This is a genomic window from Streptomyces sp. NPDC029139, assembly GCF_055564335.1.
This window is the reverse complement of record NZ_JBVHWN010000006.1, coordinates 106719-132251: the sequence shown is the minus strand read 5'-3', so window position 1 is coordinate 132251 and position 25533 is coordinate 106719. Positions and strand designations below refer to the sequence as shown.

The window sequence follows — 25533 nt, the reverse complement described above, 5'->3', positions numbered from 1 at the left end:
GCCCTCGGCGTTCGGGCGGAGGCCGGCCCTTCCGGCTACTTGGGGTCGCGGTTGAAGATCGACTTGGACCAGATGTAGCCGAGTGCGGTGAGCGCCAGGCACCAGGCGACGGCGAGCCAGCCGTTGTGGCCGATCTCGGTGCCGAGCAGCAGGCCCCGCAGGGTCTCGATGACCGGCGTGAAGGGCTGGTACTCGGCGATCGGCTGGAACCAGCCCGGCATCGTGTCGGCCGGGATGAAGGCGCTGGAGATCAGCGGCAGGAGGATCAGCGGCATGGCCATGTTGCTGGCCGCCTCCGGGTTCGGGCTCGCCATGCCCATCCCGACGGCGATCCAGGTCAGGGCCAGGGCGAAGAGCGCGAGCAGCCCGATTGCGGCGAGCCATTCGAGGGCGGTGGCGTCGGTGGAGCGGAAGCCGATGGCCACCGCGACGGCGCCGACGAGGATGAGGCTGGCGAGCACCTGCAGCACGCTGCCGACGACGTGCCCGATGAGCAGGGAGCCGCGGTGGATCGCCATGGTGCGGAAACGGGCGATCAGACCCTCCGTCATGTCCATGCAGACGGCGATCGCGGCCCCGATCACGGTGCTGGCGATGGTCATCACCAGCAGACCCGGAACGATGTAGGCGATGTAGTCGGAGCGGTCCGCCCCGCCGCCACCGATGCCCGCGCTCATCACGTCGCCGAAGACGTAGACGAAGAGCAGCAGCAGCATGATCGGCGTCAGCAGAAGGTTCAGCGTCATGGACGGGTAGCGGCGCGCGTGCAGGAGGTTGCGGCGCAGCATCGTGGTCGAGTCGCGCACGGCGAGGGACAGAGTGCTCATCGGACGGACTCCTTGGACTGGTGGGGAACGTTGCTGCTGGTGAGGGCGAAGAAGACGTCGTCGAGGTCGGGGGTGTGGACGGTGAGTTCGTCGGCCTCGACGCCGGCGGCGTCCAGTCCGTCGAGGAGGGAGCGCAGTTCGCGCTGGCTGCCGTCGCTGGGAATCTGTACGGTCAGCGCCTCGTCGTCACTCGTCACCTCCCGCAGTACGGCGACGGCGCCGCGGTAGGCGGCCGGGTCGGTGAAGCGGAGCCGGACATGCCCGCCGGGAACCAGCCGCTTGAGCTCTTCGGCGGTGCCGTCGGCGGCGATCTTCCCGTCGTTGAGCACGGCGATACGGTCGGCGAGCTGATCGGCCTCCTCCAGGTACTGGGTGGTGAGGAAGACCGTCACCCCCTGGTCGGCGACCAGTTCACGGATGATCTGCCACATCGTGTGCCGCGAGCGCGGGTCCAGACCGGTGGTCGGCTCGTCGAGGAAGATGACTCTCGGAGCGCCGACCAGGGTCATGGCGATGTCCAGACGCCGCTTCATCCCGCCGGAGTAGGTCGACGCGGGCTTCGACGCCGCCTCGGTCAGGTCGAACCGCTCCAGGAGTTCACCGGCCACCCGCCGCCCCTCCCTCTTGGACAGGTGGTGCAGATCCGCCATGAGCAGCATGTTCTCCCTGCCGGTGATCAGATGGTCGACGGCGGAGAACTGCCCCGTCACACCGATCGCGGCGCGCACCGCCTGCGGGCTGCCGTTGAGATCGTGCCCGGCGACCTGCGCCTGGCCGCCGTCGGCCGTGATCAGGGTGGAAAGGATCTTCACGGCGGTGGTCTTGCCGGCGCCGTTCGGACCGAGCAGCGCGAACACCGAACCGGCCGGGACACGCAGATCGATCCCGTCGAGCACGCTCTTGTCGCCGTAGGACTTGCGCAGCCCGGCGGCGGAGATGGCGACAGGCGACGCGGGACCGCCCGCCATGCTGGACGTGGACATGACAGAAGAAGGCATGGAGCCCTCCATTCGAAGGCTGAAGGTGAAGGGGATGGAGCGGTGAGGGCGGGGGTACTCAGGCGGTCTTGGCGCGGCGGATGTCGATGTTGCCGTGGCGGGTACGGGCGCGGATCCTGACGGTGTTCTCGCTCTGCCCCGGGGCGTCGGAGGCGGTGAGGGTGTTGCGGACCTGGCCGGAGCCGGCGTGGACGTCGAGCCAGGCGGCGGTTCCCTCGCGGATGCCGACCTCGATGGCGCCGTAGGCGGTCTCCAGCTGGATGGTGCCGCCGGCCACCTCGCCCACCCGCAGGGTGCCGTGGGCGGTGGTGGCGGCGACCGAACCCCCGGCCCGGCCGATCTCGATGTCACCGTTGGCGCCGCTCACCTTCAGGTCGCCGGTCGCGGCGCCGAGGGTCGTGGTGCCGTGCGAGTTCTTCAGGACGGCGGAGCCGTCGACGAGACCGACGCGCAGACTGCCGGAGCTGGTGGTGATGTCGGCCTTGCCCTCGACCCGGTCCACGGTGATCGAGCCGTGCGACGCGGTGAGGTCCAGCGGGCCGGTGGTGTCGAGACGGACGTCGCCGGACGAGGTCTTCACACGGACCTCGCCGAGGCGGCCCTCGCCGAGCACCTGGGTCCAGGCGCCGGTCAGGTCGATCCGCGAGTCCGAGGGCAGTTCGACGATCACATCGACGACGCCGGTACGGCCGAACAGGTTGGACTTGGGTGTCCTGATGGTCAGCGTGCCGCTCGCACAGGTGACCTCGGTCTGGCCGGCGGTCCGCACGTCCAGGTCCTTCTTCGGGTTGCGCGGCCGCACCTCGACGACGGTGTCGGAACGGTCACCCGCGACGAACTGGATGGAACCGGCCTCCACGCGGGCCGTGGCCGTGATCGGTGCCGGAGTGTCGAAAGAAGGCATGGCTGTCCCGTCCTCTTGAGTCCTGGGGACGTCCCCGCTGGTGGGACGTGGTGTGAGTGAAGTGGTGCGGTGGTCCTGCGGTGCCGTGACCCGGGCCGGGTCAGCGCACCCAGCCTGTGATGCTCTGCCCGATGGTCGGAGGCTTCTCCGCCGTACGCTGCGGGGTCCCGCCGCCGACCGCGGCCGACACGGCCCGCACCAACCACGCGTTGACCGACAGACCCTCGCGGGCCGCGGCCTCCTCGGCGCGGACCTTGAGGTGGGCGGGGAGGCGGAGGTTGACGCGGGCGGTGCCGCCCTCATCCCCCTCGGCGGGAGCCGAGGCCGTGAACACCTCGGCGGACGGGGCCGGTTCGACGGGCGTGGCACCGCCGGTCGACGGCAGCGCCACCACGAAGTCGGGGTCCAGGCCGCGCAGCCGTACGTCGACCGAGCCGGGAGCGAGCTCGCGGGTGATCTCGGCCGTCGCGGCGGAGAGCACATTGAGCAGGGTCAGCCGTGTCGCCGACTCCAGAGGAGCAGTGAGCCTCTCGGCCAGCTCGCGTGCTTCATCGCCGCCGGCTTCGGCGGCCACCGCGAGTTCGCGGCGGAGGGTGTCGACATACGGGGTGAGGTCCATGACGCCATAATGGCGCCATCGTGGCGCCAAATGCAAGCGGCCGGGCCACATCGATGACTCTCTTTTTCGCAACACCCCTCTGACCTGCACAGATACAGAGACGCCACCGGGGCGATCGTGGCGCCGCACACCGAACTCCAGGGGAGCGCCGCGAAGAGGCGACCCATCCCCCACCCCATGAGTGGGAGGCCGACGGCTCCCACCTGGGCCTTTTCGGTCGCCGCCAGGCGGGCGGCACGTGGCGCCGCAGGTGACATCAGAAAGTGGCTCGCCATGACGCCATTCATGCGCCACAATGGCGTCATCGATGGCGCAGCGCCTACGCGGCGCGACCTTTCCGGTCGCGTGGGCGCTGCGCACGTGTGAGACATCAAGAAGGGGTCGCGTCATGGAGCGAGGGCACAGCCGGCGACGGGCGGCATCCGGCCCCTTGAGTTCCTTCGCCCGCTTCGTGGTCTGCGGCGGCGGAGTGGGGCTCGCCTCCAGCTTCGCCGTGGCGGCTCTCGGCTCCTGGGTCCCGTGGGTTCTGGCCAACGCCGTGATCACCGCGGTCTCGACGCTCCTCGCCACCGAACTGCACGCCCGTTTCACCTTCGGCGTGGGCGGGCGCGCGACCTGGCGCCAGCACGCGCAGTCCGCCGGCTCCGCCGCGGCCGCGTACGCGGTGACGTGCGGGGCGATGCTCGCCCTGCACCATCTGGTGACGTCACCCGGAGCCATCGTCGAACAGGCCGTCTATCTTTCGGCCTCCGCGCTGGCGGGTGTCGCACGGTACGCGGTGCTCCGCATCGTCGTCTTCGCACGGAACCGCTCGCAGCACGGAATCACCCCACGTGCCGCCGCCCCGTCGTACGCGAGTGTGCCCCGCCCCTCGGCCCCGAGCGCCCCCACGACGCTCTGCCGCGCCGCCTGACCGGCCGGGTCGCGGAACCCCCACGCCGAACGCTCGGCCGTCGCGAACGGCAGCCACGGCAGCACTCCGGTCAGCGTCCAGCCCAGAGCGTCGCCCATGACGCCAGCAGCCCACCGCGGGCGTTCCTGGAGCAGCCCACGGCGGGCGTTCACGGACCAGTCGGCGGCCCGCCCCTCACTGCGGAGGTGGAGCGCCGCCGCTCGGGTCGTCCTGCTCGTCCCTGACCGGCATGAGCGCGATGCACTCGGCGTCGAGCTGATCGGCCAGTTCGCTCAGCGCCTGGGCCAGGGTGAGTACGGACCGCGGGTCGAGATCGTTGTCGCCGGCCTCGGTCGAACGCAGCCAGCCGGCCGCGACGCCCCGCATCAGGCCGGTGACCTGTTCGGCGGGGATCAGCAGCGGGCCGCCCGGGGCGGAGAGCAGGGGAACCAAGGCGTTCATGGTGATCCGTCCTTCGACGAAGCGGGCGGTCAGGTGCGGTCCCGGGCTGCCGGAACATCGGTCGCGGGAAACTCGGTCGCCGGGACCCCGGCCACCGGAGCCTCGGTATTCGGAACCTCTACGGCGGGAACCTCCATCGCCGGAACCTCGGCGGCCAGAGCCTCGCCCGAGGACTCCGCGCGGACGATGACGACCGGGCAGGACGCGTGCGTGGCGCACTGCTGGCTGACGGAGCCCAGCAGGAGGCTGGCGAAGCCGCCCCGCCCCCTGCTTCCCACGACCAGCAGTTCGGCGCCGACCGACGCCGAGATCAGCACCTGGGCGGGGTTGCCCTGCACGACATGTTCCCGCACGGGTACGCCGTCGGCCTGGACGAGCACGGTGCGGATCTCCTCCGACAGGTCCTGGCGGGCCTGCTTCTCGTCGAAGCCGGCGTCCACCGCGGGTGCGGCCCACCCCGCGGCCCCTGGTACCTCGTACGCGGCCGGTCCCTCATAGGCGGCCACCGCGTCCACCGTCGCCCCGATCAGCCGCGCGTGCCGCACGGCCCACCGCAGCGCCTCGTGCGACGCGGGCGATCCGTCGACACCCACGACCACGTGAGTGGTCCGGTCGTCGCCGATGCTCATGGCCAAGTCCTCCTCGGTCGGTACGAGCGGGGCCGGACACGGGTCCGACAGTGACCGGCTACCCGGGACCGCGAGCGGTACGCACCACCGACCGGCCCGCGGCTCCCACCCCTTCCTTCCGCCCGCGCCCCTCCGTCCGCCCGCGCATGAGCCACCGTGAGCAGGGCACCCGCCCCGCGACGGGGCCGGGGTCATGTGCCCGCTGGTGACGGGGTCGCCCCCGGCGGGAACGTACGAGAACGGAGCCATGTGATGACCGACCCGACGCCCGGACCTGGGCCCGACGCCCCCGGCCCGGTGCCTTCCGAGCCGGATGCCGTGCCCCGCGACCCCCATCCCGCGGACCCGAAGCCGAAGCCGGAGCCGGACGCGAAGCCGGAGCCTGACCCGAAGCCTGATCCGGACGCCAAGCCGGAGCCGTCCGAGGAGCCTCCCGACTGAAGCGGGCATCACGCGGTCGGCCCTGCTTGACCTTGACACGGTGACAAGGACTTCACTCCGTGTCGAGGAGGTGGTCCCGATGACCATGGCACGGCAGGACATGACTCCGGCACCAGCGCTCCGAGCGCTCCAGGCACTGGAGGACGGCCGGGCGTCCGTGCGGCTTCGAGCGGCTCTGGAGGTCGGTACGACACCGGACCCGCGGTTCGTCGGCGCGCTCGTCGAGCGATCCGCCGTCGAGCCCGAGTTCTTCGTCCGCGACATGCTGACCTGGGCGCTCACCCGCCATCCGGTGTCCTTGACGCTCCCGGCGCTGGTCGGTGAGGTCGGCTCGGAGCGTACGCAGGCGCGGAGCCAGGCGCTGCACACGCTGTCCAAGATCGGGGACCGCCAGGTCTGGCCGGCGATCACACGGACGGTGTTGTGCGATGCCGACGACGAGGTCGCGCGGGCCGCCTGGCGCGCAGCCGTCGTACTCGTACCGGAAGGCGAGGAGTCCGCGTTGGCGGAGGTGCTGGCGACGCAGCTCGGGCGCGGTGGGCGGGAGACACGGCTGAGTCTCAGCCGGGCGCTGATCGCTCTGGGCGAGGTCGCCCTGCCGGCTCTGCGTGCCGCCGCGGCGACGGCTCGCGACGGGCGCGTCCGCACGCACGCGCTCGCGACCGAACGGCTGTTGGGCGACCCGGAGGCCGGATTCGACTTCGCGATCGAGGAGGCGAAACGCGTCGTGGCCCTCGGCGGCTCCCCCCTCGGGGGACGATAGGGCGTGTATATCGGTGAGGTGGCGCGACGGTCCGGGGTCAGTGCCCGCATGCTCAGGCATTACGAGTCGCTCGGCCTGATCCGGCCTTCGGGCCGTTCGGGATCCGGCTATCGGGAGTACTCCGGCGAGGACATCCGGCGGATCTTCCATGTCGAGAGCCTGCGGTCGCTGGGTCTGTCGCTGCGCGAGATCGGGCGGGCGCTGGACGAGCCCGGCTTCACGCCCTCGGCGCTCGTCGACGACCTCATCCGCCAGACGCGCGAACGCATCGCGGCCGAGACGGAGCTGCTGACGCGCCTGCGCCGGATCGACGCCGCGGAACCGGCCGGCTGGGAGGATGTCCTCCAGGTCGTCGCGCTCCTGCAGGCGCTGGGGTCGAAGAGCGCCGACGCACGCCAGCGCGCCGCCCTGGCGTCGGCCGACGAGGCGACGGTGCCGGTGGAGGCCCTGGTCGAGGCGGTACTGAGCGAGACGGACCCGAACGTCGCCGGGGCCCTTCGGTGGGCGCTGGCGCGCTCGGGCGGCAGCGGTACGGCGCTGCTGGCGGAGGGGCTCGGCTCACCGGCGGCCGCGGTACGGGAGCGTGCGGTGCGGTCCCTCGCCGAGATGCCCGGCGAAGAGGCCACCGTGTGGCTGCGGCAGGCCCTCGCGCACCCCGATGCCGCGGTTCGCGGGTACGCGGCTCTGGCGCTCGGGACACGTGGAGTGGCCGATGCGGTCCCGGCGCTCATCGACATGATCGTGGAGGGACGGAACGACACCGACGCGGCCGATGCGCTGAGCGTGCTGGCGTGCGACACCGCGAGGGCGGACGAGTTCGCGGCCTTCCTCGTCGGCCGCCTCGCCGACGACACCATCGGGGCCCCGGCGCGCGGACGGCTGACCCAGGCGCTGGCCGCCGTACCGGGCGCGACGGCGACACGCGCCCTGACAGAGCTGGCGCAGGACGGGGACCGCGCCGTCGCGCTGACCGCGGTGTACCTCCTCCAGCCGCGCGAGGCACGGTGACGGCTCTTCTCAGATCGTCGATCGGACGGGGCGGCGGAGGCAGGAGGCGACGACCAGGAAGGGCCACAGGGACTGGACGCACGTCACCAGCCGTTCGGCGACCCCCGCGGCGCCCCGGCGGTTCATCTCGAACATGAACCAGGCCGCGCCGAGGCCCATCACCATGGTCGCCGCGAAGGAGGGCGCGGGGCGCAGGCCCCATGGTGCGGATGTGTCCCGATCGGCGGCCAGCACGGGCCACACCGCCAGGAGCGCGAAGCCGATCGCCACCACCGCACCGTGGCGCAGGGAACCTCCGCTGCTCGGCACCGGGACCAGCGCCACCATCAACGCCGCGACTCCACCGCCGGCCAGCGCCACGCGTCCGGCGCGTGCGGCCGGGCGCAGGCCCCAGGCGGTCAGCAGGTGGCAGACGCCCAGGGCGAAGAACGCTCCCGTCATCACCCAGAACCCCGAGGCCCCGTAGGCCGCCAGGACGCTGATCGTCTGCGTCACCGGATCGTAGGCGGGGCCCTCCAGCACGGCCGCGATCGTCCAGCCTCCGGCCAGCAGGACAGGGGCGCACCCCGATGAGAGGAGGGCCCACCTGGGAACAGGTCGCATCGGCCCACCGTAGAGCCCGGTCCCCCTCCCCCGCGTGCACACGGGCCGCGTCGCGCCGGGTTTCGCGGGTGCCGTCGGCCACGGCTGTCAGGCGAGCCCGACCACCGCCTTGTGGGTGGCGGCGAGCGTTCCCGGCGTGATCCGGAGCCGGAGCGCGGAGCCCGTGCCCACCACCTGGACGGTCGCGTCCTTGGACAGTACGGCCGACACGGGGCGGTTCCAGGTGAGGTCGATCGTCGCGCCGTCGCGCAGCGGACCGGAGACGCACACGGTGGCGGTGGTGCCGGACTCCCGGATCAGTACGGAGGCGGGGGCGGCGGCCGTGACGTCGCCGACCGTGCCGGCGAGCCAGAAGTTGATCCCCGTGAGGCCGAGCGAGGGGACGCGTACGCCCTGCCGCTCGTTGGTGTTGGCGAGGACGGTGAGCCAGCCGGTGTCGGCCGCGCGGGCCGCCGTCTGTGCCTGACTCGCGCCGGGCATCAGGACGTAGGAGTACGCGGCCCAGGTCGGATCCGTGCCGTGGTCGAACAAGAGGGTCAGGTACCGGCGGGTGACCGGATCGGTCACGGCGCCCTTGTTGATGTCCGACCAGGCGCCCGTCCGGGCCGTGCGCAGGGCCTTCGACGAGGGGGCGCCGCCGGGGAAGACGTACCCGGCGTGGCCGGCGAGGTGTGCCCAGCGCGCGCCGGTGAGGGTGGCGCTCCAGCCCAGCGTGGTCGGCTGGGCCGTGCCGTCGACGGTGAAGGAGTGGGTGCCGGTCTCGCCGAGGTTGCGGTTCTCCACGATCGTTTCGACGCCCGTGCCGTCGCGCCCGTGGATCCCCGCGCCCAGGCAGACGATCGCGTCGTCGAGGAAGAACCAGGACTTCTTGGCCAGGAGCGTGGAGGACAGGCCCTTGAGGTACTGGCCCACGGCGGCGTACGTCCCGTCGGTGGTCCCGCCCACCCAGCGGGCGTCGGGCCGGGCCGCGCCCCACGTGCCGCCTTCGCCGTCGGTGAGGAGCTTGCGGGAGGCGGTGGTGCCCGGGAGCCGGTAGGGGTCGACCGTCGGCCAGAAGTGGTCGCTGTACTGGCCGTTGGCGAAGGTGTCGCCCCACCAGTAGAGCATGCCGGAACCGCTGTGCCAGGCGCGAAGGTTCTCGCCGTTGCCGTTCTCGTAGTACGTGATCCGGTTCGACGCCATGGAGAGCGAGGCCGCCCAGCCGGGACGGCGGTGCGCGGCCCGGTCCATGCCGGAGAAGAGGCGGTGGCCGGACGGTTCGGGGCTCGCCGCGGCCGTACCGTCGGCGACGGTCTTGAGGCGGGCGAGCGCGGCGACCCCGAGCGCGGGGCTGACGAGCAGCGGGCTGTAGTAGTCGCGGGCGATCCAGCCCTTGACCATTCCCTCCCAGCGGGCCTTCTCCGCCGCCGACGCGCTCTGCGCGAGCAGCGCGACGCACGCGATGACCGAGTGACCGCGCAGGTGGTCGTCCTGTCGGACGCTCCGGGTGTCCGACTTCTGTATGCCCCGGCTGATCGCCCGTCCGGAGACGGCGTCCATGGCGAGACCGTTGAAGAGGAAGGGCGCGTACGCCTTCTCCACCGAGTCGAACACCACCTGTCGGCCGCCGTCGGTGACCTCCCACGGCGAGCTCTTGAGCAGAGCGAACAGCAGCGAGAGACCGCCGAGCATGACCGCGCCGTACGAGCCGGCGTAGGGGACGTAGGTGTGCTGGATGAAACTCCCGTCGGCGTAGAGCCCGTCCCCGCTGGTGACGTACGGGAAGACCGGTGAGAGCGCGTCGCGGGCCAGGGTCAGTTTCGCGGAGGACCTGCCGATGACGCCCCGCAGGGCGAGGACCCGGCACAGGTCGACGCGGTTGGCGCCGGTGGAGGTGCCGGTGTAGCCGGCCACGGCGCTGTCGGGGACGAAGTGGTCGACGGCGGCGCAGTGTTCGGCGATGCGGGTCGGCCCGAGGTGGTCGTACAGCAGGACGTCGGTGTCGAGGAGCGCCTGCGGGATGCCGATCTGCCAGTTGTACCAGTTGCCGTAGCGGGCCCGGGCCGCGTTGTACGCCTGGTCGTGGAGGTGGTCGAGTCCGGCGAGGATCTCGGCCCGCAGGATGGTGTCGCCGGTGAGGCCGGTGCCGGGCTGGGCGTACGCCTCGGCGAGGGTGCGCAGCCGGTGGTAACTGGTGTTGAGATTGCCGGAGTACGTGTACGACTCGGCGTCCGTGTCCGGTTCGGGGTCCGCGTACGGCAGGTCGGGCCAGAGGGAGCCGTTCGCCCGCGCCATCGAGGAGCGCAGACCGCGGGCGGTGTCGCCGAGCGCGGCGAGCTTGGAGGCGAAGGGCTCGGCGGTCGGCGTGACGTTCGTGCCGAGGAGCAGGTCCCGCCATGTGAGGCGCAGCGCGTCGTACGCGTCGGCGGCGTGCGCGGGCGTCGCGGCGAGCGGCACCGCGAGGGGTGCGACGGCGGCGACGCCCAGCGCGGCACGCAGCAGACCGCGTCGGGACAGCGGGGAAGCGGGCACGGAGGGGTGCATGGCGGGGCGGACCTCCCGGGGAAGAGCGCCCGGCGGTGGCGCTGTGGCCGACAGCATGCCCGCGACAGAAAGCGATTGCTACCCCCTGGGGCTGGGATTTCCCCCTGCGCACGCCGAATCGGAGCCCGAGCCTCCGCGGCGCGCGGTCATGCCCCCGCGCCACCATGCGCCCACCCGGTCGAGCGGTCGCCCGTTCACGCGTTCACGCGTTCACGCTGCGGCGGAACCAGCCGCTGAACACCTGCTCCCCCGCCGCGGCCGAGCGCTGCTCGGCCCGCTCCAGGACCCTCTCGGCCTCCGCCCGCCAGGTCGCCGCGTCCGCGCGCGGCGGTGGCAGGAACGGGCCGCGCTCCGGCGCTTCCGCTGCGGCTCCGAAGAAGTCGCCGCCCTTGCGCTTGAAGTCGTCCGTTCCCCACGCGCGGCCGGAGCCGTCGCGAGGCACCTTCCGCAGGTGCGGGATGTGCTTGGCGCAGTGGATGTACGCCTCCTCCACCTCGACCTCCACCCATACCTGGGCCCGGCGGCCCGGCACGGGGTCGAACGCGAGCCCGGCGTGGGCGCGGCGCATCTCGTCGTCGGCCACGACCCGGGCCGTGCCGTTGACGTGGAGCCCGATGCGGTCCTGGAGGAAGTCCATCAGCAGCAGGCCGACATGGGGGTTCTCCTCGATGTTGCCGAGGCTGGCCTGGACTCCGTTGCCCCGGTACTCGGGGTAGGCCAGGGTCCGGTCGTCGAGGACGTGGAGGAAGCCGGGCGGGCCGGCGCGGAAGGTGTTGTCGCATGCGCCGTGCCGGTCGGCGGTCGCCAGGAAGAACATCTCCTGGCGCGCCACGAACTCCCGCATCCGGGTGTTGAGCCGGTCGAGAACCTGCTCGGCGTAGAACTTGTCGGCGCGCTCGGTGGTGCCCGTGCGCTGCTGGACCAGATGTTCGCCGTCGCTTCCCGGGCGCGCGGTGCGCAGCGGCGCCGCCCGCCGGTGCCCGGTCTGTTCGAATGTGCTCAATTTCTCGCCCCGACCAGTTCATCGATGGAGTCGTGCCGTATGCGGTGGGTGGGGATGCCGATGCCCACCAGGGTGTCGACGCCGCGGCGGATCATGCCGGGCGGGCCGGACAGGTACGCGTCGTAGGTGTGCCAGGGGCCGTACTCGCACACGGCTTCCGGGAGCCGGTCGCCGAGGGTGCCGCCGGGGCCGTCGTCGACGACCGGTCGGACCGAGAGCCACGGGTGCGACTGCTGCATGCGGAGCATGGTCTCGATGTCGTAGAGGTCGTGGTCACGCCGCGCTCCGTAGAACACCTGGACGGTACGGCGGCGGCCGTGCTGGGCGACGTCCTCGACGAGGGCCTTGATGGGCGCGATGCCGGTGCCGCCGCCGAGGCACAGCAGCCCGTTGTCGGTGCTGTGGTCCACGGTCATGGATCCGGCGGGGGCTCCGAGACGGATCACGTCTCCCGGACGGGCGCGGTGCACGAGGGCGTTGGAGACCCAGCCCGCCGGCACGGCCTTGACGTGGAACGAGAGCAGCCCGTCGGAGCGGGGCGCGGAGGCGAAGGAGTAGTGCCGCCAGACCCGCGGCCACCAGGGCGTCTCCAGGGCGGTGTACTGGCCGGCGAGGAAGGGATAGGGCTGGTCGGGACGGACCGTCACGACCGCGATGTCCGGCGTCCGCATCTCGTGCGCGACGACCTCCGCCTGCCACCAGGCGGGGGCGCGCAGCTCGTCCTCGGCCGCCGCGTCGATCATGATCTGGGAGATCGTGGTGTAGGCGCCGACCCAGGCGGCCTCGGTTCGCGGGCCCCAGCTCCGCGGGGCGTAGGAGGCGAGGGCGCCGATCAGGCACTCGCCGACGGCGGGGTAGTGCTCGGGGAGGGTGCCGTACTTCCGGTGCCCGCGGCCGAGGTGGGACAGGTACGTCGTCAGCGTCTCGGTGTCCTCCGCATGGGTCGCGGCGGTGAGCAGCGCCCTGAAGAGGCGGTCGCGCTGGGCGTCCATCGCCGCGGGGAAGAGGGCCCGCAGGTCGGGGTGGCGGAGGAAGAGCAGGGCGTAGAAGTGCGAGGTGACCTTGTCGGCGATCGGCTCGATCTCGGCCATGGTGCGGCGCAGGAGAGCGGCGTCGGACATGTCCTCGGGGGCGGGCTCGGGAGCGGGTGCCGGGGCGGACTCGGGAGCCGGGGCCTGGGCCGGGTTCGGCGGCTCGGGGGCCTGGGTCCGGTGCGGCTCGGGATCCGCGACGCGGGTCCGGTGCGGCGCAGGGGCTTGAGCCTGGGGCGGCACCCGTTCCGAGGTCAGGGTCTGCGCCGGGGCCTGTGCCCGGTCGGGGGCCGCGGCGCCGGTGCGGTCCGGTGACTCGTGTGCCGTACGCATCCGGTCGGTGCCGCTGCCCACCGGGCGTATCGGTGTGACCGGGCGGCTGGGTATCCGGCCCTCCGCGTCCCGGGGTCCTTCTCCCGGGTGCTGCTGGGGGCTTCGACCGAACCAGCCCGCGTCCCGACTGCCGCCGCCGGTGCTGTCGCCGGCCCTGTCTCCGTCGGCCGACGTGGTGGTCGGAGCATCCATCGGTTCGCCTCGCCTCGAACTTCTTTCGGTCGGTCTTCGTACGCGGGGTCCGAGTGTGCCCCGTTTTCCCTCTCCTCATCGGAATTCCCGGCGATTTACCCCCATCCCTTCAAATCCGGTGGTATACACCGCACTTGGTGCGCGAGGGCATCCGGGTGTTCGAACGAGATCGACCATACCCCGCCGTCATGAATCCATGAACGGGAACTTCGACCATGTCGTCGGCATTGCGTTCCGGCTGGTCAGCGCCGTGCAAGGGCTCAGGAACTCGGCCTTCGTCGCGAGTTACCGACGAGTTCGACCGATGTGACAAGACGTTCACCGGGCGATTATGAGGAATTCACCGACGAGAAACACGCGACGGGATCCGAACTCCTCACAGAGGGCGCGCCGGTCCTTCACCGTTCCCTCACGTGAGGTGCTGCCACAGGAAGGTGTGGAGCAGAGCCTCGTTGTGGGCGGCCTGTTCGTTGTCCCCGGCGCCCGCATGGCCGCCGCCGCGGTTCTCGTGGAAGAGCACCCGATGGCCGAGTTCGCGCAGCCGCGCGGCCGTCTTGCGGGCATGGCCGGGATGGACGCGGTCGTCACGGGTGGAGGTCATCAGGAGGACGGGCGGACAGGGGCGGTCGGCGGCGAGCCGGTGATAGGGCGAGAGCGCGCGCAGGTGCGGGAGGTCGGCCTCGTCGTCCGGGTCGCCGTACTCGGCGATCCAGGACGCGCCGGCGAGCAGTGTGTGGAAGCGGCACATGTCGAGGAGCGGTACCTGGGCGACGATCGCGCCGAACAGCTCGGGATACCGCGTGAGCATCGCGCCCATGAGCAGGCCGCCGTTGCTCGCCCCGACCGCCCCCAGGGCGGCGGGCGTCGTGATCTCCCGCGCGACCAGGTCCGCGGCGACGGCCGCGAAGTCCTCGAAGGCCCGCGGCCGGTGGGCGCCGAGCGCGGCCTGGTGCCACTCGGGGCCGTACTCGCCGCCGCCCCGGATGTTCGCGATCACGTAGGTGCCGCCGCGCTCCAGCCAGGCCCGGCCGGTCACCGCCCCGTAGAAGGGGGTGAGGGAGACCTCGAAGCCCCCGTAGCCGTAGAGGAGGGTGGGGCCTGGGCCGGTGGTGGACGGGTCGGGGCCGATGACGAAGTAGGGCACCCGTGCGCCGTCCGGGGAGGCCGCGAAGAACTGGCGCACCGTCAGGCCGGTGGCGTCGAACCGGGCGGGCGCCTGCTTGAGGACCTCCGAGTCGGCGCCGATCCGCCCTCGGTGGAGGGTGGAGGGCTGCAGGAACCCCGACACGTCCAGGAAGTACTCGTCGGAGACGTCCGGGTCCGTGTCGACCACGGAGACCGCGGACAGGGCCGGCACGTCGGCGAGCGGCGTGCGCGTCCACGCGCCGTCCGAGGCGGGGGTGAGGACCTCGACGTGCGTGCTGACGTCACGCATCGTCTCCAGGATCAGATGGTGGCGGGTCCACGCGTGCCCGGCCAGGGCGGTCCGCTCGTCCGGGGTGAACAGCACCGTCGCGGTCCGGTCGCCCGCCAGGAAGTCGTCGAAGTCGAACGCCAGCAGGGAGCCCTTCGGCCGGCCGAGCCAGTCGGACTTCAGGGTGACGATCAGATGGCGGCGGTGGACATAGGCGTCGGCGTCGTCGGGGACATCGATCCGTACGAGCGTGCCGTCAGGGGTGAGGAGGTACGTCTCGTCACGGAAGAAGTCGAGGGAACGGGCGACGAAGTCCCGCTCGTACCCGGGCGTGGTGTCGCGCCAGCCCGAGGCCGACACGTCGTCCGCCTCGGCCTCGTAGACCAGCTCGGACTCCTCCAGGGGCGTGCCGCGCCGCCACCGCCGAACGGTGCGGGGATAGCCGGCGTGGGTCAGCGAGCCCGGTCCGAGGTCCGTACCGATGAAGACGGTGTCGGCGTCGGTCCAGCCGATCCGCGTCTTCGCCTCCTCCACGCGGAAGCCGCCCTCGACGAAGGTCCGGGTGGCGAGGTCGAACTCGCGGACCACGACCGCGTCGCCGCCGTCGCGCGAGAGGGACACCAGCGCCAGGTCGTGGTCGGGGTGGCGGACCCGGGCCCCGGCCCACACCCATTTCTCGTCCTCCGCGGCCGCGAGCGCGTCGAGGTCGAGGAGCACCTGCCACTCAGGAGCGTCCTTGCGGTACTGCTCCAGCGTCGTGCGCCGCCACACGCCGCGCACGTGCGCGGCGTCCCGCCAGAAGTTGTAGAGGAACGCCCCGCGACGGACGGTGTAGGGAATGCGGTCCGAGGCGTCCAGCACCTCGCGCAGGCGTTCCTTCAGGGCGGCGAAGCCGGGATCGGCGACCAGCGCGGCCGCGGTCTCGGCGTTCCGCGCGGCCACCCATTCCAGCGCGGCCTCGCCCTCGACCTCTTCCAGCCACAGATACGGGTCGGCGTCGTCGTTCGGTGTCGTCATGGGAGGAGTGTCAGCCGGGCCATGACGCCACCCTACGGCCCGACGGACGGAAAGATCTCGCGGATGGCCGAGGTGGAGGTGCGGACCTGAGGCTCCCTCACGTGCCGTGTCGGGAACGGGCGCACCGGGCAGGCGCATCGAGGCGCGCCACGGTCTCGTGGGGCGCAAGCCTCCATCGGATCATCGCACCTTCCGGGAATCTGCACATCGTGGGCGTGACCTGGACGCGCACTCCTCATTGCTCCTCGATCCGCCGGGCGGATCCCGCCCGTCTGCTGCGGCTCTGTCCGATTGATTCCCCGCGCGCGACGGCACCCCGGAATCTGTTACTCGATCCTGCGAAGAAGCTGTCACCGTTCGGTGAATTTAGCTGCACGGCTGCCGTCCGAGGTACACAACCGCATCCGTGGAGGCGTCAACCTAATTGGCCGGGTAGCCCGTTCGCGTGCTTGGATCATCCGCGCTGCGGCAGTCGTGAGAAGTACGGCCGTTTCCTGGCCTGCCGAATCGCCGCAGAAATGGATTCCCCCCCAACAAATGAAGGGTGCGCATCATGCGTAACGACCTGGAGACCCGCGAGATCGCCGACACCGAGCTGGACGCCGTTTCCGGCGGTCTCGTCAGCGTCTCCGGCGGCCTCGCCGGCGCCGCGACCAGCGACGTCACCAACGTTCTCGGCGCCGTCGGCTCCCTGCAGACCGTTCAGGCCGTCGAGGGCCTCGCGGGTGGCGTCCCCGGCCTGGCCATGGGCGTCACCGGCGTCTCGGTCAACACCTCCGCCGTCGCCGGTATCGCCGGTCTCTGAGTGGAATATCTCCCGTGAACCCCGGAACCCTCCCGGTTCCGGGGTTCACGGGATCCTTCACGCCCCGCCGGAACGAATGCAGTTGAAGGAATAGTCCGTGCAGTTCCGCCAAAAGGCGCTTTCCAAGCTGCAATCGCCCGAAGAACTCGACGTGCCCGTACGCTTCGCGCGCCCGCAGGGCCGCCTCGTGCTCGCCGTCACGGTCGTCGTCATGGCCGTCGCGGGTTTCTGGGCGCTCACCGGCACCGTGTCGTCCAAGGTGAGCGCGCCCGGCATCCTCACCCGCGCCGAGGGCAGTTATCTGCTGCAGAGTCCGGTCGCCGGGCAGGTGACCGACGTCCTCGTCGAGGAGGGCCGGCCGGTGTCCGCCGGCACCCCCCTCCTCACCGTCCGCACGGACCAGGGCGACCGGCCCGTGCGCGCGGTCGCCGACGGCCGGGTGACCACGCTCTTCGCCAGGATGGGTTCGGTCGTCACGACCGGCGCCGACGTGGCGACGGTGGAGCGCGTGACCCATCCCGAGGACCCTCTGGTGGCCATGCTCTATCTCCCCGGCGACAGCGCGTCGGCGATCCAGGTGGGCGCCTCTGTCGATCTGAGCGTCCAGTCCGTGCCCCGGGACCGCTTCGGCGTGCTGCGGGGCCGGGTGAAGGCCGTGGGCCGCGCGCCCCAGACACAGGCGCAGATCGGCAACTTCCTCGGTGACAGCGGGCTCGCCGCCCAGTTCTCCCGGCAGGGCAACCCCATCGCGGTGCTCGTGACGCTGGAGCGCTCCTCCGCCACCCGGTCCGGCTACGCCTGGTCCACCACCGACGGCCCGCCGAACACCGTCGACTCCGGTACGCCGGTCACCGGCGCCGTCCGTCTCAGCGCGCAGCGCCCCGTCGACTGGCTGCTGCCGTGAGCGCGCGCAGGGAACGCGGGCGGGAGCCCGCGCCGACCCGCGCCCGCTCCCGCTCCTCCTCCCGGCGGCTCCCGCCGCCCGGGCGCCGGCACCGTCCGGCCCCCAGGGGCAGGAAGCCCCGCACCGTCCGCACCCCCACCGTGCTGCAGATGGAGGCGGTGGAGTGCGGCGCCGCCGCGCTGGCCATGGTGCTCGGGCACTACGACCGCTTCGTCCCGCTGGAGGAGCTGCGGATCGCCTGCGGCGTCTCCCGCGACGGTTCGCGGGCGAGCAACCTCCTGAAGGCGGCGCGGGGTTACGGGCTGCAGGCCAAGGGCATGCAGATGGACCTGGCCGCGCTGGCGGAGGTCAGCGCCCCGGCCATCCTGTTCTGGGAGTTCAACCACTACGTCGTCTACGACGGCATGGGCCGGCGCTTCGGCCGCAGGGGCGTGTACGTCAACGACCCGGGCAAGGGGCGCCGGTTCGTCCCCATGGAGGAGTTCGACACGAGCTTCACCGGCATCGTGCTCACCTTCGAGCCGGGGGCGGGCTTCCGCCGGGGCGGGCGGAAGCCGGGCGTCATGAGCGCCATGCCGGCCCGCCTGCGCGGGACGTCCGGAACGATGGCCGCCGCCGTGGTCTCCAGCCTCCTGCTGGTGGCCGTCGGCGCGTGGGTGCCCGCGCTGAGCCGTACGTACATCGACATGTTCCTCATCGGGAGCCAGACCTCCCTGCTGGGGGTCCTCTTCGCCGCCATGGCGACCACCCTCGTCCTCACGGCGACGCTCACCGCGGTGCAGCAGGCCAATCTGCTGCGCGGGCGGATCATCTCCTCGACGCTGGGCAGCGCCCGCTTCCTGCGGCACCTGCTGAGGTTGCCCGTCACCTTCTACGCGCAGCGCAACCCGGCCGATCTGGTCCAGCGCCTGCAGTCGAACGACGCGGTCGCCGAGACCCTCGCCCGCGACCTCGCCGCCGCGGGCGTGGACGCCGTCGTCGTCCTGCTCTACGCGGTGCTGCTGTGGACGTACGATCCGCAGCTCACCGTCGTCGGCGTGGCGGTGGCGCTGCTCAATGTGGTGGCCATGCGGATCGTGATCCACCTGCGGGCCACCAACACCCAGAAGCTGCGCGCCGAGAGTGCCCGGCTGACCAACACCTCGTACAGCGGTCTCCAGCTCATCGAGACGATGAAGGCCACCGGCGGCGAGAACGGCTTCTTCCGCCGCTGGGCGGGGCAGCACGCCACGACCCTCGACGTGCAGCAGCGGCTCGGCGTGCCCAGCGCGTGGCTGGCGGTGGTCGCGCCGACCCTGGCGGCGCTCAACAGCGCGCTCATCCTGATGATCGGCGGGATGCGGGCGGTGGAGGGGCATCTCTCCGTCGGCCTGCTCGTGGCCTTCCAGGCGCTGGTGACCAGCTTCACCGCGCCGATCACGCGCCTCAACGGCGTGGCCGGACGGATCCAGGACTTCGCGGCCGACGTCGCCCGTCTGAAGGACGTGGAGAACTTCCCCGTCGACCCGCTCTACACGCGGCGCGAGCCCGCCGCCCGCACCCGGCGCCTCAAGGGCCATGTGGAGCTGGACGACATCACCTTCGGCTACAGCCCTCTGGACGCCCCGCTGCTGCAGGGCTTCTCGCTCTCGGTCGGCCCCGGGCAGCAGGTCGCGCTCGTCGGCGGCTCCGGCAGCGGCAAGTCCACCGTCTCCCGGCTGATATCCGGCCTGTACGCCCCCTGGGAGGGCACCATCCGCATCGACGGGATGCGCCTGGAGGACATCCCGCGCAGCGCGCTGGCCGCCTCCGTCTCCTTCGTCGACCAGGATGTCTTCCTCTTCGAGGGGACCGTCCGTGACAACGTCGCGCTGTGGGACCCCTCCGTCCCCGACGAGGCCGTGGTCGCCGCCCTCGAGGACGCCGCCGTGTACGACGTGGTCGCCCGGCGCCCCGGCGGCATCCACAGCCGTGTGGAGCAGGACGGCCGCAACTTCTCCGGCGGTCAGCGCCAGCGTCTGGAGATCGCCAGGGCGCTGGTGCGTCGGCCCAGCGTCATGGTCCTCGACGAGGTGACGAGCGCACTGGACGCGGCGACGGAGCAGGTCATCATCGACAACCTGCGGCGCCGCGGCTGCGCCTGCGTGGTCATCGCGCACCGGCTGAGCACGGTGCGCGACAGCGACGAGATCGTCGTGCTCGACCGGGGCACGGTCGTGGAGCGCGGACGGCACGAGTACCTCGTCGCGGCGCGGGGCGCGTACGCCGAACTGGTCAAGGAGCACTGAGGTGACGTTCCCTCACCACCCGGCGGTGGACGGTCACGACGCGATGGCGGTCCCCTACGACGGAGCCGCGGCCGGTACGTCCGGCGCCCACGCCCACATGGCCGGAGGCACCGGCGGACCGCAGGGCGTCGGCGTCGGCGTCGGCGTCGGCGTCCATGATCCGGTCGTCGCGGCGCTGGGCGGGCTGGGTGCGGAGGTCGACTGCACCGGCCTGCGCAGCCTCTCCCTCGAAGGCCCGCACGTGCTGTGGCTCGTCGTCGACGGCGCCATGGACCTGTTCGCCGTCGACAGCGCCCAGCTCGGCCCCTGGCACTTCCTGGGCCGGCTGGAGACGGGCACGCTGCTGCTCGGTCCGGTCGAAGGGCCGGAACACACGCTGATCGGCCGCCCGCTGCAGGGCTGTCGCCTGCGCCGTGTCGAACTGCGGGAGCTGTACCGGCCGGAGTACGGGGAGCAGGCGGAGACGCAGCAGTGGGCGACCGGCCAGTGGGCCGCGAACCAGTGGTACGGCGAGCAGGGGCGATACGAAGTCCCCGAGCCCCGATTGAGCCCTCTGGAGAACGCCTTCGCGCTCGGCGTCGGCCGCGGTCTGCGCGTGCTGTACCAGGCCCCGCTGGACGGCCGGGCCACCACCACCGGCGGGGGCGGGGCGGACGACGACATCCTCTGGATGCAGATCGCCCCCGGCAGCGTGCGGTACGGCGCGGCGTACGAGGGGTACGGGGAGGACACCGCCGGCACCCTGCTCGTCGACCAGACGATGTGGCACGGCATGGTCGACCAGCAATACCGGCTGCTGTACGCCCTGGACGCCTGGATCGAGCAGCTGGAGCGGGCCCACGAGGACCGTACGGCCGCCGGGATCGAGGCCGGCGAGGCCGCCCGTACGCGGGCGGACCAGGCGCTCCTCGACTCCATCGGCCGCTCCCGCGCCTCGGGTGCAACCGGCGGCGCGCGGCGCGCGAGTCACGACGCGACGTACGCCGTGTGCAGGCTGGTCGCCGACGAGGCCCGGATCACGCTCTGCGAACCGACCGGGGCGGTCGCCGTCTCCGCCCGTCTCGACCCGGTCGAACGCATCGCGCTCGCCTCGCGGATCCGTACGCGTGTCGTCAGGCTCAGCGGGCGATGGTGGCGGGAGTACAGCGGGCCGCTCGTCGGGCACCGCGAGGAGGACGCGGCCCCGGTGGCGCTGCTGTGGCGGCGCGGCCGCTACGAAGCGGTCGATCCGGCCACCGGGGAGCGCGAGCGCGTCGGCAGGGCCAACGAGGCGGCCTTCGCACCGCGCGCCGTCATGCTCTACCGTCCGCTGCCCGACCGGCCGCTGGGTCTGCCGGCGCTGCTGCGCTTCAGCGTGCGGGGCACCCGCACGGAGCTGCGGAGTCTCCTGGTGGGCGGTCTCGTCGCGGTCGGCCTGGGTGCGCTGGTGCCGATCGCCACCGGCAAGGTCCTCGGCGAGTACGTGCCCAACGCCGAGACCGGTCTCATCGTGCAGACCGCGCTCGCGATCGTCGCGACCAGCGTCGTGTCCGCCGCGTTCATGCTGATGCAGAACGTCTCCATCCTGCGCATGGAGGGCCGGATCGAGGCCACGCTGCAACCCGCGGTGTGGGACCGGCTGCTGCGGCTGCCGACGACGTTCTTCACGGGCCGGTCCACCGGCGAGCTGGCCAGTGCGGCCATGGGCATCAGCGCCATCCGCCGGGTGCTGTCCGGCATCGGGCCGGTCGTCGTCCAGGCGGGCACCGTCGGCGCGATGAATCTCGTCCTGCTGCTCGTCTACAGCGTGCCGCTCGCCCTGGTCGCGCTCGCGATGCTGTTCGTCATCGCGGCGGTGTTCCTGGCTCTGGGACTGTGGCAGCTGCGCTACCAGCGGCAGCTGATCAAGCTGGGCAACAAGCTCAACAACCAGGCGTTCCAGACCTTGCGGGGCCTGCCCAAGCTGCGCGTCGCCGCGGCCGAGAGCTTCGCCTACGCCGCGTGGGCCGGCCAGTTCGCCCGCACCCGTGAGCTGCAGCAGCGGGTCGGCCGGCTCAAGAACGTCGTGACCGTGCTCAACGCGGTCTGCCTGCCGCTGTGCAGTCTCGTGATGTTCATGCTGCTGGCCGGCCCGGCCCGGGGCTCGATGTCCGCGGCCGAGTTCCTCACCTTCAGCACCGCCGTGACGATGATGCTGTCCTCGGTCACGCAGCTGACCGGCGCGCTGCTGTCGGCCGCCGCCGTGCAGCCGATGTTCGAGCAGGTCAAGCCGGTCTTCGAGGAGACCCCCGAGGTACGTGGCTCCAGCACGCCACCGGGCGAGCTGAGCGGTGCCGTCGAGGCGCAGAACCTGTCCTACCGGTACACCGACGACGGTCCCCTCGTCCTGGACGACGTCAGTTTCCAGGTGCGGCCGGGCGAGTTCGTCGCGATCGTGGGCGCCAGCGGCTGCGGCAAGTCGACGCTGCTCAGGCTGCTCATCGGCTTCGACAAGCCGGCTTCCGGCACGGTGCGGTACGACGGCCAGGACCTGGCGGCGCTCGACCAGGCGGCCGTGCGCCGCCAGTGCGGCGTCGTCCTGCAGAACGCCCAGCCCTTCTCGGGCACCATCCTCGACTGCATCTGCGGCACCGAGGCGTACCCGCTCGAGGACGCGTGGGCGGCGGCCGCGATGGCGGGCCTGGCCGAGGACATCAAGGCCATGCCGATGGGCATGCACACCATGCTGTCCGACGGCGGGGGCACCATCTCGGGAGGCCAGCGTCAGCGGCTGATGATCGCCCAGGCCCTCATCCGCAGGCCCCGCGTCCTCTTCTTCGACGAGGCGACCAGCGCGCTGGACAACGAGGCCCAGCGCGTGGTGATCGAGTCCACCCGCGCCCTGCACGCGACCCGCGTCGTGATCGCCCACCGGCTGTCCACGATCATGGACGCCGACCGTGTGATCGCCATGGCGGACGGCCGGATCGTCCAGCAGGGCACGCCCGCCGAACTGCTCGCCGACACGGGCGGCCTCTTCCACGAACTGGTCCGCCGCCAGCTGCGCTGAGCCCGGCGCGTTCTCTGGCGGGACCCACCGGTTCAGGTCAGCGAGGTCGGACCGGGCGGCAGGTGGACGGTCATGATCAGGTGGCAGGTGGTGGTGCCGGCGCCTCGGTAGGTGTGGGGCGCGTCGCCTTCGAAGGTGGCGGTCTGGCCCGCTTCCACGGTGTGCTCGACGCCGTCGACGACCAGGGTCATGCGGCCGGAGGTGACGCTGACGGTCTCGACGACTCCCACCTGGTGGGGGTGGCTGGGGTATTCCTCGCCCGGTTCGAGTGTCCAGCGCCAGACCTCGACCGGCGCCGGGCCCGAGGTGGTCAGCATCAGCCGCGCCTCGCCGCCCCGGCCACCGGTCCACAGGGGCATCACGGCGTCCGCCGCCACGACCCGGACGCGGCCTTCGGCGGGCCCTTCCATCAGGGCCGAGACGGAGACCCCGAGGGTGTCGGCCAGCCGGACGAGGGTGGCGAAGTTGGGGTTGCCCTGCGCCTTCTCGAGCCCCACCAGGGCGCCCTTGCTGACCTTGGCACGTCGGCCGAGTTCGTCCAGGGACAGGCCGGCGCGGGTGCGGGCCGCCCTGACGTTGTGCGCGAGCGTCCGCAGCGCTTCCTCTGTCTCGGCCATCTCATCGCCCTTCTCGCGGTCGGACCATTCTGATGCACCGTGCGGTCGGTTGGTTGACACACCACGGTCGGTTCGTTGTACCGTTTAGTCGTTCCGTTGCAATAGTAAGGGATGGACGAACCGTGATCGCTCTGCTGCTGGCCCTTGGCAGCTCTCTGGCCTACGGATGCGCCGACTTCCTCGGCGGCCTCGGCGCCCGCAAGGCGCACGTGCTGCGCACCGTGATGATCGCGGCCCCGGCCTCGCTCGCGGTGGAGCTGCTGCTGTGGCCGTTCCTCGGCGCCTCGTTCAGCACCGCCACCCTCGGCTGGGGCGCCGCCTCCGGAGTCGCCTCGGCCGCCGCGTTCGCCCTGCTCTACCGCACCCTGGCGATCGGCCCGATGAACGTGCTCTCGCCCGTCACCGCCCTGGTCTCCGCCATGCTCCCCGTCGGGGTGGGTCTGATCCAGGGCGAACACCTGGGAATGGCCGGGCTGATCGGGCTGCCGCTCGCCCTGGCCGCGGTCGTCCTGGTCAGCGCCGGACACGGCGCGGGATCGGCCCGACCGTCCCGCACCGCGCTGCTGCTGGCCCTCGGCGCGGGCGGGGCGATCGCCCTGCAGCTGATCTTCCTGCACCAGGCGCCGTCCGACAGCGGCGTGGGCCCGCTGATCGTGGGCCGGGCGGTCTCCTCGGCCGTCACCCTGGCCGCGGCGGGGCTGATGTACCGCAGGCTGGGCCCGGAGAAGCCCGCGTACGCGATGTCGGCCACCGCGGGCGTCCTGGACTCGGTCGCGAACCTGCTGTTCCTGCTCGCCGCCCGCGGCGGCGACCTCGCGGTGGTCGCGGTGATCACCGCGCTCTACCCGGCCGGCACCGTGCTGCTCGCCCGCGGCGTGCTCGCCGAACGCATCCACCGCGGCCAGCTCGTCGGCCTGGGCACCGCGGCCGTCGCCGTCAGCCTCCTCGCCCTCACCTGACCGCCCCCTCCCGTACGAACACGCCACCGCACCGCAAGGAGACCCCTCATGTTCATCCAGCCCTGGGACGCCGCCCTGGACGAAGCCGAATGGCAGACCTGGATCGCCGAGGGCCACGACTTCGGCCTCCTGAGCGTCAACGGCCCGCCCGGTCGTGCGCCCCTCGCCGTCCCCACCCACTTCACGAGCGACCCCGGCCATCTCCTGGTCCATCTCGCCCGCCCCAACCCCGTCTGGAAGGCGATCGAGGACGATCCGAACGTCCTGTTCAGCGTCTTCGGCGACTACACCTTCGTCCCCGGCACATGGCGCGCCCAGCCCGGCACCCCGCCCACCGACGGCGTCCCCACCAGCTACTACACCGCCGTCCAGTTCACCTGCCGCGCCCACGTCGTCGACGACCCCGAGGCCAAGGCCGAGCTGTTGCGCCGCCAGCTGGCCCACTTCCAGCCCGCCGGCGACCACGCCCCCGTCGCCGTCGACCAGCCGCCCTACGGGCGGATGCTGCCCGGCATCCGCGGCCTGCGCCTGGAGGTCACCGACGTACGGGCCAAGTTCAAGTACGACGACCACAAGCCCGTCGACCACCGCACCGGCGTCGCGGACCGTCTCGCCGAACGCGGCCAGGCCCTCGACCTCTCCGCCGCGCGGCAGCAGCGCCGCCGCCTGGACCGCGTCGGCCCCTGGAAGCGCTGATCCCCGCGACCGGAGCCGGCGGCCCGCGTCACCACCAGTAGGCCGGGTACCTCGTCGCCCTGCGTCGCATCCGCGAGGCGGCGTAGCCCGTCAGGACGAGAAGGACGGACGCTCCCAGGAGGAGCGGCAGGAACCGGACGAGGTCGGGGGTCTGGAGCACGATGACCACCGCGGTGGCGCACGCCGGGGAGTGCGGCGTGCGGGCCATGATGTTGCCGGCCAGGGTGATGCCGGCCGCGACGGCCGCGGCCCACGCGCTGCTGCCCACGGCCGCGAGTACGCCGAAGCCGACCGCGCCGCCCAGCAGGTGGCCGATGATCACGCTGCGCGGCTGGGCCAGGGGCAGGCTCGGGGCGCTGTGCACCAGAGCGGCGCTCGCGGCCAGCGGCGGTATCAGCACGGGCTCGTGGATGAGGGCGCCGATGGCGACGAGCCCGAGGAGGACGGCGGTCGCGGCGCTGATGCTGTGCAGAGCGGCGACCGGCGCGGGCCGGGCCGGAGGCCGGGGGATCAGAGGGGGGCGAGCCGTCTTCGGCTCGGACGCGTCGACGTCGGGGTGCAGAGCGACGTCGGGGTGCAGAGCGGCGTCGGTACTCAT

The 25533-nt window shown here is 72.1% G+C and carries 21 protein-coding genes and 1 pseudogene; 9 read left to right on the top strand and 13 right to left on the bottom strand.

What is annotated here, in order from left to right; translation table 11 throughout:
• Nucleotides 1-35: 35 nt before the first annotated feature.
• The 4 genes from ACZ4VW_RS16380 to ACZ4VW_RS16365 form a co-directional block, all read right to left on the bottom strand.
• Entirely contained in the window at nucleotides 36-827 is a 792-nt protein-coding gene (locus ACZ4VW_RS16380; RefSeq protein WP_467962754.1) for an ABC transporter permease, read from the bottom strand.
• Nucleotides 824-1825 (bottom strand): ATP-binding cassette domain-containing protein, encoded by a 1002-nt coding sequence (locus tag ACZ4VW_RS16375; protein WP_467962752.1) that lies wholly within the window; start codon nucleotides 1823-1825, stop codon nucleotides 824-826. Before ACZ4VW_RS16375 ends, ACZ4VW_RS16380 begins: the two co-directional genes overlap by 4 nt.
• Before the next feature lie 58 nt (nucleotides 1826-1883).
• Complete coding sequence (locus tag ACZ4VW_RS16370) at nucleotides 1884-2729, bottom strand: DUF4097 family beta strand repeat-containing protein (RefSeq protein ID WP_467962750.1); 846 nt, start codon at nucleotides 2727-2729, stop codon at nucleotides 1884-1886.
• A gap of 100 nt (nucleotides 2730-2829) precedes the next feature.
• Nucleotides 2830-3348: a hypothetical protein gene (locus ACZ4VW_RS16365; protein WP_467962749.1), complete on the bottom strand. Its 519-nt coding sequence runs from the start codon at nucleotides 3346-3348 to the stop codon at nucleotides 2830-2832.
• Nucleotides 3349-3736: 388 nt separating this feature from the next.
• On the opposite strand from ACZ4VW_RS16365, the gene ACZ4VW_RS16360 reads away from it, so the two are divergent.
• Nucleotides 3737-4261: a GtrA family protein gene (locus ACZ4VW_RS16360; RefSeq protein ID WP_467962747.1), complete on the top strand. Its 525-nt coding sequence runs from the start codon at nucleotides 3737-3739 to the stop codon at nucleotides 4259-4261.
• A 174-nt stretch (nucleotides 4262-4435) separates the two neighbouring features.
• On the opposite strand, the gene ACZ4VW_RS16355 is transcribed toward ACZ4VW_RS16360, so the two are convergent.
• A complete protein-coding gene (locus ACZ4VW_RS16355) occupies nucleotides 4436-4702 on the bottom strand; it encodes a DUF6213 family protein (protein ID WP_467962746.1) in 267 nt (88 codons plus the stop codon).
• 173 nt (nucleotides 4703-4875) lie between these two features.
• Nucleotides 4876-5331: pseudogene (locus tag ACZ4VW_RS16350) on the bottom strand (universal stress protein); the annotation flags it as partial.
• 520 nt (nucleotides 5332-5851) lie between these two features.
• On the opposite strand from ACZ4VW_RS16350, the gene ACZ4VW_RS16345 reads away from it, so the two are divergent.
• Nucleotides 5852-6535, top strand: a complete 684-nt coding sequence (locus ACZ4VW_RS16345) for a HEAT repeat domain-containing protein (protein WP_467962744.1) — start codon at nucleotides 5852-5854, stop codon at nucleotides 6533-6535.
• A gap of 3 nt (nucleotides 6536-6538) precedes the next feature.
• Entirely contained in the window at nucleotides 6539-7543 is a 1005-nt protein-coding gene (locus tag ACZ4VW_RS16340; RefSeq protein ID WP_467962742.1) for a MerR family transcriptional regulator, read from the top strand.
• Nucleotides 7544-7552: 9 nt separating this feature from the next.
• Here the strand turns inward: ACZ4VW_RS16340 and ACZ4VW_RS16335 are convergent, their stop codons facing one another.
• The 5 genes from ACZ4VW_RS16335 to ACZ4VW_RS16315 all read right to left on the bottom strand — a co-directional run bounded on the left by ACZ4VW_RS16335 (nucleotide 7553) and on the right by ACZ4VW_RS16315 (nucleotide 15659).
• Complete coding sequence (locus tag ACZ4VW_RS16335) at nucleotides 7553-8146, bottom strand: DUF998 domain-containing protein (protein WP_467962740.1); 594 nt, start codon at nucleotides 8144-8146, stop codon at nucleotides 7553-7555.
• An 87-nt stretch (nucleotides 8147-8233) separates the two neighbouring features.
• Entirely contained in the window at nucleotides 8234-10657 is a 2424-nt protein-coding gene (locus tag ACZ4VW_RS16330) for a polysaccharide lyase 8 family protein (RefSeq protein WP_467962738.1), read from the bottom strand.
• Nucleotides 10658-10871: 214 nt separating this feature from the next.
• A complete protein-coding gene (locus ACZ4VW_RS16325) occupies nucleotides 10872-11672 on the bottom strand; it encodes a pyridoxamine 5'-phosphate oxidase family protein (protein ID WP_467962737.1) in 801 nt (266 codons plus the stop codon).
• A complete protein-coding gene (locus ACZ4VW_RS16320; protein ID WP_467962735.1) occupies nucleotides 11669-13228 on the bottom strand; it encodes a globin domain-containing protein in 1560 nt (519 codons plus the stop codon). The genes ACZ4VW_RS16325 and ACZ4VW_RS16320 overlap by 4 nt, the downstream gene beginning before the upstream one ends.
• Before the next feature lie 409 nt (nucleotides 13229-13637).
• Nucleotides 13638-15659 (bottom strand): prolyl oligopeptidase family serine peptidase, encoded by a 2022-nt coding sequence (locus tag ACZ4VW_RS16315; protein ID WP_467962733.1) that lies wholly within the window; start codon nucleotides 15657-15659, stop codon nucleotides 13638-13640.
• Between the two features lie 553 nt (nucleotides 15660-16212).
• Here ACZ4VW_RS16315 and ACZ4VW_RS16310 point away from each other — a divergent pair.
• The 4 genes from ACZ4VW_RS16310 (at nucleotide 16213) to ACZ4VW_RS16295 (ending at nucleotide 22663) form a co-directional block, all read left to right on the top strand.
• Nucleotides 16213-16464, top strand: a complete 252-nt coding sequence (locus tag ACZ4VW_RS16310) for a hypothetical protein (protein WP_467962731.1) — start codon at nucleotides 16213-16215, stop codon at nucleotides 16462-16464.
• A 97-nt stretch (nucleotides 16465-16561) separates the two neighbouring features.
• Nucleotides 16562-17368, top strand: a complete 807-nt coding sequence (locus tag ACZ4VW_RS16305) for a biotin/lipoyl-containing protein (protein ID WP_467962729.1) — start codon at nucleotides 16562-16564, stop codon at nucleotides 17366-17368.
• Nucleotides 17369-17517: 149 nt separating this feature from the next.
• On the top strand, nucleotides 17518-19635 hold the full coding sequence (locus tag ACZ4VW_RS16300; RefSeq protein WP_467963179.1) for an NHLP family bacteriocin export ABC transporter peptidase/permease/ATPase subunit: 2118 nt from the start codon (nucleotides 17518-17520) through the stop codon (nucleotides 19633-19635).
• A gap of 97 nt (nucleotides 19636-19732) precedes the next feature.
• Nucleotides 19733-22663: an NHLP bacteriocin export ABC transporter permease/ATPase subunit gene (locus tag ACZ4VW_RS16295; RefSeq protein ID WP_467963177.1), complete on the top strand. Its 2931-nt coding sequence runs from the start codon at nucleotides 19733-19735 to the stop codon at nucleotides 22661-22663.
• 32 nt (nucleotides 22664-22695) lie between these two features.
• Here ACZ4VW_RS16295 and ACZ4VW_RS16290 read toward each other — a convergent pair whose 3' ends face one another.
• Entirely contained in the window at nucleotides 22696-23280 is a 585-nt protein-coding gene (locus ACZ4VW_RS16290) for a helix-turn-helix domain-containing protein (protein WP_467962727.1), read from the bottom strand.
• Between the two features lie 122 nt (nucleotides 23281-23402).
• Here ACZ4VW_RS16290 and ACZ4VW_RS16285 point away from each other — a divergent pair, with 122 nt between their 5' ends.
• Together ACZ4VW_RS16285 and ACZ4VW_RS16280 are read left to right on the top strand one after the other, a co-directional pair.
• Nucleotides 23403-24239, top strand: coding sequence for an EamA family transporter (locus tag ACZ4VW_RS16285; protein ID WP_467962725.1), 837 nt, complete (start codon nucleotides 23403-23405; stop codon nucleotides 24237-24239).
• A 48-nt stretch (nucleotides 24240-24287) separates the two neighbouring features.
• Nucleotides 24288-24935 (top strand): FMN-binding negative transcriptional regulator, encoded by a 648-nt coding sequence (locus tag ACZ4VW_RS16280; RefSeq protein WP_467962723.1) that lies wholly within the window; start codon nucleotides 24288-24290, stop codon nucleotides 24933-24935.
• Nucleotides 24936-24963: 28 nt separating this feature from the next.
• On the opposite strand, the gene ACZ4VW_RS16275 is transcribed toward ACZ4VW_RS16280, so the two are convergent.
• Nucleotides 24964-25533, bottom strand: coding sequence for an HPP family protein (locus ACZ4VW_RS16275; protein WP_467962721.1), 570 nt, complete (start codon nucleotides 25531-25533; stop codon nucleotides 24964-24966).

Excerpts from the sequence above, each read along its gene's own strand:
- ACZ4VW_RS16380 (WP_467962754.1), bottom strand. The coding sequence starts at position 827 with ATGAGCACTCTGTCCCTCGCCGTGCGCGACTCGACCACGATGCTGCGC.
- ACZ4VW_RS16375 (WP_467962752.1), bottom strand. The coding sequence starts at position 1,825 with ATGCCTTCTTCTGTCATGTCCACGTCCAGCATGGCGGGCGGTCCCGCG.
- ACZ4VW_RS16370 (WP_467962750.1), bottom strand. The coding sequence starts at position 2,729 with ATGCCTTCTTTCGACACTCCGGCACCGATCACGGCCACGGCCCGCGTG.
- ACZ4VW_RS16365 (WP_467962749.1), bottom strand. The coding sequence starts at position 3,348 with ATGGACCTCACCCCGTATGTCGACACCCTCCGCCGCGAACTCGCGGTG.
- ACZ4VW_RS16360 (WP_467962747.1), top strand. The coding sequence starts at position 3,737 with ATGGAGCGAGGGCACAGCCGGCGACGGGCGGCATCCGGCCCCTTGAGT.
- ACZ4VW_RS16355 (WP_467962746.1), bottom strand. The coding sequence starts at position 4,702 with ATGAACGCCTTGGTTCCCCTGCTCTCCGCCCCGGGCGGCCCGCTGCTG.
- ACZ4VW_RS16345 (WP_467962744.1), top strand. The coding sequence starts at position 5,852 with ATGACCATGGCACGGCAGGACATGACTCCGGCACCAGCGCTCCGAGCG.
- ACZ4VW_RS16335 (WP_467962740.1), bottom strand. The coding sequence starts at position 8,146 with ATGCGACCTGTTCCCAGGTGGGCCCTCCTCTCATCGGGGTGCGCCCCT.
- ACZ4VW_RS16320 (WP_467962735.1), bottom strand. The coding sequence starts at position 13,228 with ATGGATGCTCCGACCACCACGTCGGCCGACGGAGACAGGGCCGGCGAC.
- ACZ4VW_RS16315 (WP_467962733.1), bottom strand. The coding sequence starts at position 15,659 with ATGACGACACCGAACGACGACGCCGACCCGTATCTGTGGCTGGAAGAG.
- ACZ4VW_RS16310 (WP_467962731.1), top strand. The coding sequence starts at position 16,213 with ATGCGTAACGACCTGGAGACCCGCGAGATCGCCGACACCGAGCTGGAC.
- ACZ4VW_RS16300 (WP_467963179.1), top strand. The coding sequence starts at position 17,518 with ATGGAGGCGGTGGAGTGCGGCGCCGCCGCGCTGGCCATGGTGCTCGGG.
- ACZ4VW_RS16295 (WP_467963177.1), top strand. The coding sequence starts at position 19,733 with ATGGCCGGAGGCACCGGCGGACCGCAGGGCGTCGGCGTCGGCGTCGGC.
- ACZ4VW_RS16290 (WP_467962727.1), bottom strand. The coding sequence starts at position 23,280 with ATGGCCGAGACAGAGGAAGCGCTGCGGACGCTCGCGCACAACGTCAGG.
- ACZ4VW_RS16280 (WP_467962723.1), top strand. The coding sequence starts at position 24,288 with ATGTTCATCCAGCCCTGGGACGCCGCCCTGGACGAAGCCGAATGGCAG.
- ACZ4VW_RS16275 (WP_467962721.1), bottom strand. The coding sequence starts at position 25,533 with ATGAGTACCGACGCCGCTCTGCACCCCGACGTCGCTCTGCACCCCGAC.